This is a genomic window from Pedobacter sp. 10L46_2, from assembly GCF_056395165.1.
Genome location: NZ_JBFTIZ010000303.1, coordinates 1 through 5,035 on the forward strand (window position 1 = coordinate 1; position 5,035 = coordinate 5,035).

At 35.4% G+C, this 5,035-nt stretch carries 4 protein-coding genes; all 4 read left to right on the forward strand.

What is annotated here, in order from left to right; all coding sequences use genetic code 11:
• Positions 1–916: DNA-directed RNA polymerase subunit alpha (locus tag AC1DDX_RS23145; RefSeq protein WP_477622667.1), on the forward strand; the 916-nt coding region annotated here is incomplete at its 5' end.
• A gap of 91 nt (positions 917–1,007) precedes the next feature.
• Positions 1,008–1,550, forward strand: a complete 543-nt coding sequence (rplQ, locus tag AC1DDX_RS23150; protein WP_172661512.1) for a 50S ribosomal protein L17 — start codon at positions 1,008–1,010, stop codon at positions 1,548–1,550.
• A gap of 91 nt (positions 1,551–1,641) precedes the next feature.
• Positions 1,642–2,832: a class I SAM-dependent methyltransferase gene (locus AC1DDX_RS23155; protein ID WP_337717212.1), complete on the forward strand. Its 1,191-nt coding sequence runs from the start codon at positions 1,642–1,644 to the stop codon at positions 2,830–2,832.
• Between the two features lie 163 nt (positions 2,833–2,995).
• Complete coding sequence (gene dnaK / locus AC1DDX_RS23160; RefSeq protein WP_172661510.1) at positions 2,996–4,909, forward strand: molecular chaperone DnaK; 1,914 nt, start codon at positions 2,996–2,998, stop codon at positions 4,907–4,909.
• The last annotated feature ends 126 nt before the right edge of the window (positions 4,910–5,035 follow it).

Genomic DNA, 5,035 nt, shown 5'->3' on the forward strand with positions numbered 1-5,035 from the left:
TCGTCCTTTAGAGCCCGGTTTCGGTGTAACAATTGGTAATGCCTTAAGAAGAATATTACTTTCTTCTTTAGAAGGTTATGCCATTACAAGTATTCGTTTTTCTGGCGTATCTCATGAGTTTTCTACAATGAAAGGTGTTGTAGAGGATTTGACTGAAATTATCCTTAATTTAAAACAAGTGCGTTTTAAAAAAGTAGGTGATTCAGGTGATTCTGAGAAGGTTTTTATTGTAGTAAATGGCCAGGAGCAATTTGCTGCAGGAGACATTACTAAATTCTCTAATAACTTTGAGGTTCTTAATCCAGATTTCGTTATCTGTAACATGGAGAAATCTGTTACTTTAGAGGTGGAATTGACCATTAATAAAGGACGTGGTTATGTACCAGCAGAAGAGAATAAAATTAATGATGCTGTAGTTGGAGTTATAGCGATAGATTCGATTTTCACTCCAATGAAAAATGTAAAATATACGATTGAAAACTATCGTGTTGAACAAAAAACAGATTACGAAAAATTAATACTAGATATCTCTACTGATGGATCTATCCATCCTGAAGAGGCGCTAAAAGAAGCTGCTAAGATTTTAATCCAGCACTTTATGTTGTTCTCTGATGAGAATTTAGTATTAGAATCTCAAGCTAAAGAAGAAACTAAAGAAGTTGATGAGGAAATCTTGCATATGCGTAAGATCCTGAAAACTGAATTAGTTGATTTAGACTTATCAGTTCGTGCATTGAACTGCTTAAAAGCAGCTGATATTCGTACTTTAGCTGATTTGGTTTCTTATGATGTTGCTGATATGTTAAAATTCAGAAACTTCGGTAAAAAATCTTTAACAGAGATACAAGAGCTTGTTAAATCTAAGAGTTTATCTTTTGGAATGAACTTGTCTAAGTTCAAATTGGACGAGGAATAATAAGCTAAAAGCATAAATTATATATTGTTAATAGTGTATAATTCCCTCAGATTAATTTCATAGAGACGGTATACACTGAATAAATTTAAAAATGAGACACGGTAGAAAAGTAAATCACTTAGGAAGAACAGATTCACATCGTAAGGCGATGTTGGCTAACATGGCTTCATCGTTAATTAAACATAAGAGAATCTCGACAACTTTAGCAAAAGCAAAAGCTTTGCGTATGTATGTTGAACCTCTTATTACAAAATCAAAAACTGATACTACGCACTCTCGTCGTATTGTTTTCGGTTACTTACAAGATAAAGAAACTGTTACTGAATTGTTCCGTGATGTTGCGGCTAAAGTTGCTAGCCGTCCAGGTGGTTACACTAGGATCATTAAGTTAAACAATCGTCTAGGTGATAATGCTGAAATGGCGTTAATCGAACTAGTTGATTATAACGAAGTGTACGGTAAAGAAGCAGATTCAGCTGAAAAGAAAACTACTCGTCGTGGTAGAAGCAAAGCTAAAAAATCTGATGCTCCTGCAGCAAAAACAGAAGAAGTTAAAGCCGAAGAGGTTAAGGCCGAAGAAGTTGTAGAAGAAGCACCAGCTGCTGAAGAAACAAAAGAAGATAAAGGAGAATAATATTCCCTAGTCAGAATATAAGAGTCGGTTCAATTTGAGCCGACTTTTTTTTTGCTTTTCAAAACCTATCTTTGTACTGTAATAATATTTCATGTCGAATCAACTTAGTATCCAGCTATTTCTGGATCAATTATCAGAAAGTATTTCATTAAATCTATTTCTAAAAGCGTCTTTAGGGAATTACCATGGAAATGAAAAAGAACTTAAGAATATCTATGTTCGAAGAGTAAAGATTAAGCGAGTTGAGATGCTTTCTTTTAATTATCGTTATAAAACCCGTGATATATTTAAGAACCTAAGCATACAGGATGGCACTGATCTAATTAAGAATTTGATTAGTAATGATTTTAGAATCTGCACCCTTTTCACCACAAATAAAGAAGTAATTATAGAGCATGGGAAAAAGGGAACCATTTCTTTAAGAGAAAGACAAAATGCTTCTAATATTAAACCGAGTTTGTCTCATGATAAAGAGAAGAAGAGAATTATAAAGCCAGCAGGAAAAACTTATTTACAAGAGCTAAAGGTTACTGATCAGGAGGGGAATGTATTCAAAAATTCTCAGGATAAGTACAGACAGATTAATCAGTATATTGAAATTTTAAGTTCTTTGATTAAAGAACTGCCAGATGCTAAGGTCCGAAATGTTGTGGACATGGGGTCGGGTAAGGGGTATCTTACTTTTGCCCTTTATGATTATTTACATAATGTACTTAATCAAAATGTGAATATGGTAGGCGTTGAATTTAGAGAAGACATGGTACAGCTCTGCAATAGCATTGCTGAAAAATCGAACTTTAATCAATTGCGGTTTGTAGAGGGCACCATTGATAATTATAATACTGATTCAATTGATTTGTTAATTGCCTTACATGCTTGTGATACGGCTACTGATGATGCGATCTATAAAGGAATTAAGACTAATGCAGAATTAATTGTTGTTGCACCTTGCTGTCATAAGCAGATCAGAAGAGAAATGGAAAAAGGTAAAACTAAAAACGATGTTTCTTTTTTAACTAAATATGGAATATTCATGGAGCGCCAGGCAGAAATGATAACTGACGGGATCAGGGCACTGGTACTGGAGTATTTTGGTTATAAAACTAAAATATTCGAATTCATTTCGGATGTTCATACTCCAAAAAATGTTTTGGTTGTTGGTATAAAAGGAGAGATTGCTAAGAGTAGAAAAACCGAAATACTAGCTCAGATACAGCAGACTAAGAGTTATTTCGGAATTGGTTACCATCATTTGGAAAGACTCTTGAAAGACGAAATGTAACAGCATTCTGTCATACTGTCACATTTTTATGATGTAATTCGGACAATTTTATATTGAAAATCTTACAGAAAAACTATTTTTTCTGCCAAAACCCTATTGGCACATTGCTTGTTGAACAGATGTAAATAATAAGATTCATAAACATAAACATAGATAAAATAGCATGTCAAAAATTATTGGTATAGACTTAGGAACAACAAACTCTTGCGTAGCCGTAATGGAAGGTAACGAACCTGTAGTTATAGCCAACAGCGAGGGTAAACGCACTACACCTTCCATTGTTGCTTTTGCAGAAAATGGTGAGCGTAAAGTAGGCGAGCCGGCAAAGCGTCAGGCAATTACTAACCCAACAAAAACAATATCTTCAATAAAGCGCTTTATGGGAAGCAGCTTTGCTGAAGTTTCTAAAGAATCATCACGTGTACCTTATAAGGTAGTTAAAGGTGATAACAATACTCCAAGGGTTGAAATTGACGACCGTAAATATACACCACAAGAAATTTCTGCGATGATTTTGCAGAAAATGAAAAAAACTGCAGAAGATTTCTTAGGTCATGAAGTAACTGAAGCGGTTATTACTGTTCCTGCTTATTTTAATGACGCTCAACGTCAGGCAACAAAAGAAGCTGGAGAAATTGCAGGTTTAACTGTTAAACGTATTATTAACGAGCCAACTGCAGCTGCTTTAGCTTATGGATTAGATAAAGCACACAAGGATATGAAAATTGTTGTGTTTGACTGCGGTGGTGGTACTCATGACGTTTCTGTATTAGAATTAGGTGATGGTGTATTTGAAGTAAAATCTACAGATGGTGATACTCACCTAGGTGGTGATGACTTTGATCATATCATTATCGAGTGGTTAGCTGCTGAATTTAAAAATGAAAACGGCATGGATCTTCACCAGGATCCAATGGCTTTACAACGTCTTAAAGAAGCTGCTGAAAAAGCCAAAATTGAGCTTTCAAGCACAACTTCAACTGAGATCAACTTGCCATACATCACTGCTGATGCAACAGGACCTAAGCACTTGGTAAGAACATTAACCCGTGCTAAATTCGAGCAATTGGCTGGTGATTTAATTAAACGTACAATTGATCCTTGTAAATCAGCTTTGAAAAATGCAGGTTTAAAAACAAGTGATATCGATGAGATTATATTAGTTGGTGGTTCTACACGTATTCCAGCTATCCAGGAAGCAGTAAAAGCTTTCTTTGGTAAAGAACCATCTAAAGGTGTAAACCCTGATGAGGTAGTAGCTATTGGTGCTGCAATTCAAGGTGGTGTTTTAACCGGAGAAGTTAAAGATGTATTGTTATTAGATGTAACACCTCTTTCTTTAGGTATTGAAACAATGGGTGGTGTAATGACTAAATTAATTGAAGCTAACACAACCATACCTTCTAAAAAAGCAGAAACTTTCTCTACAGCAGCTGATAATCAACCTTCAGTAGAGATCCATATTTTACAAGGAGAGCGTCCTATGGCAGCTCAAAACCGTACTATTGGTCGTTTTATATTAGATGGTATTCCGCCAGCACCTCGTGGAGTTCCTCAAGTTGAAGTAGCATTTGATATTGATGCAAATGGTATCTTGCATGTAAGTGCTAAAGATAAAGCAACCGGTAAAGAGCAAAAGATTCGTATTGAGGCTTCTTCAGGTTTAACTGATGAAGAGATCAAAAGAATGAAAGATGAAGCTGAGAAAAATGCAGAAGCTGATAAAACTGCTAAAGAAGAAGCAGAAAAAATCAACGGTGCTGATGCTTTAATTTTCTCAACTGAGAAACAATTAAAAGAATTTGGAGAAAAACTATCTGCTGATAAAAAAGCTCCTATTGAAGAAGGTTTGAAAAAACTTAAAGATGCACATGCTGCAAGAAACTTTGCTGATATTGACACAGCACAAGCAGAATTGCAAAATGCGTGGAATGCAGCTTCAGAAGAGATGTATAAATCAGGACAAGACGGTGCACAACCTGAAGGAGCTCAAGCTCAGGATGGCGCTCAGTCAGCTGATGGTGGCGATAACGTTACTGATGTAGATTTTGAAGAAGTAAAAGACGATAAAAAATAGTCTTTTAAGCAATAAACAGCCCCTTGATAATTTATCAAGGGGCTTTTTTATTGCTTAGCTAGTTCCAACGATACTCAGGATAAGTCCCATCTTTTACTAACTGATCTATACATTCCTGTACAAAAG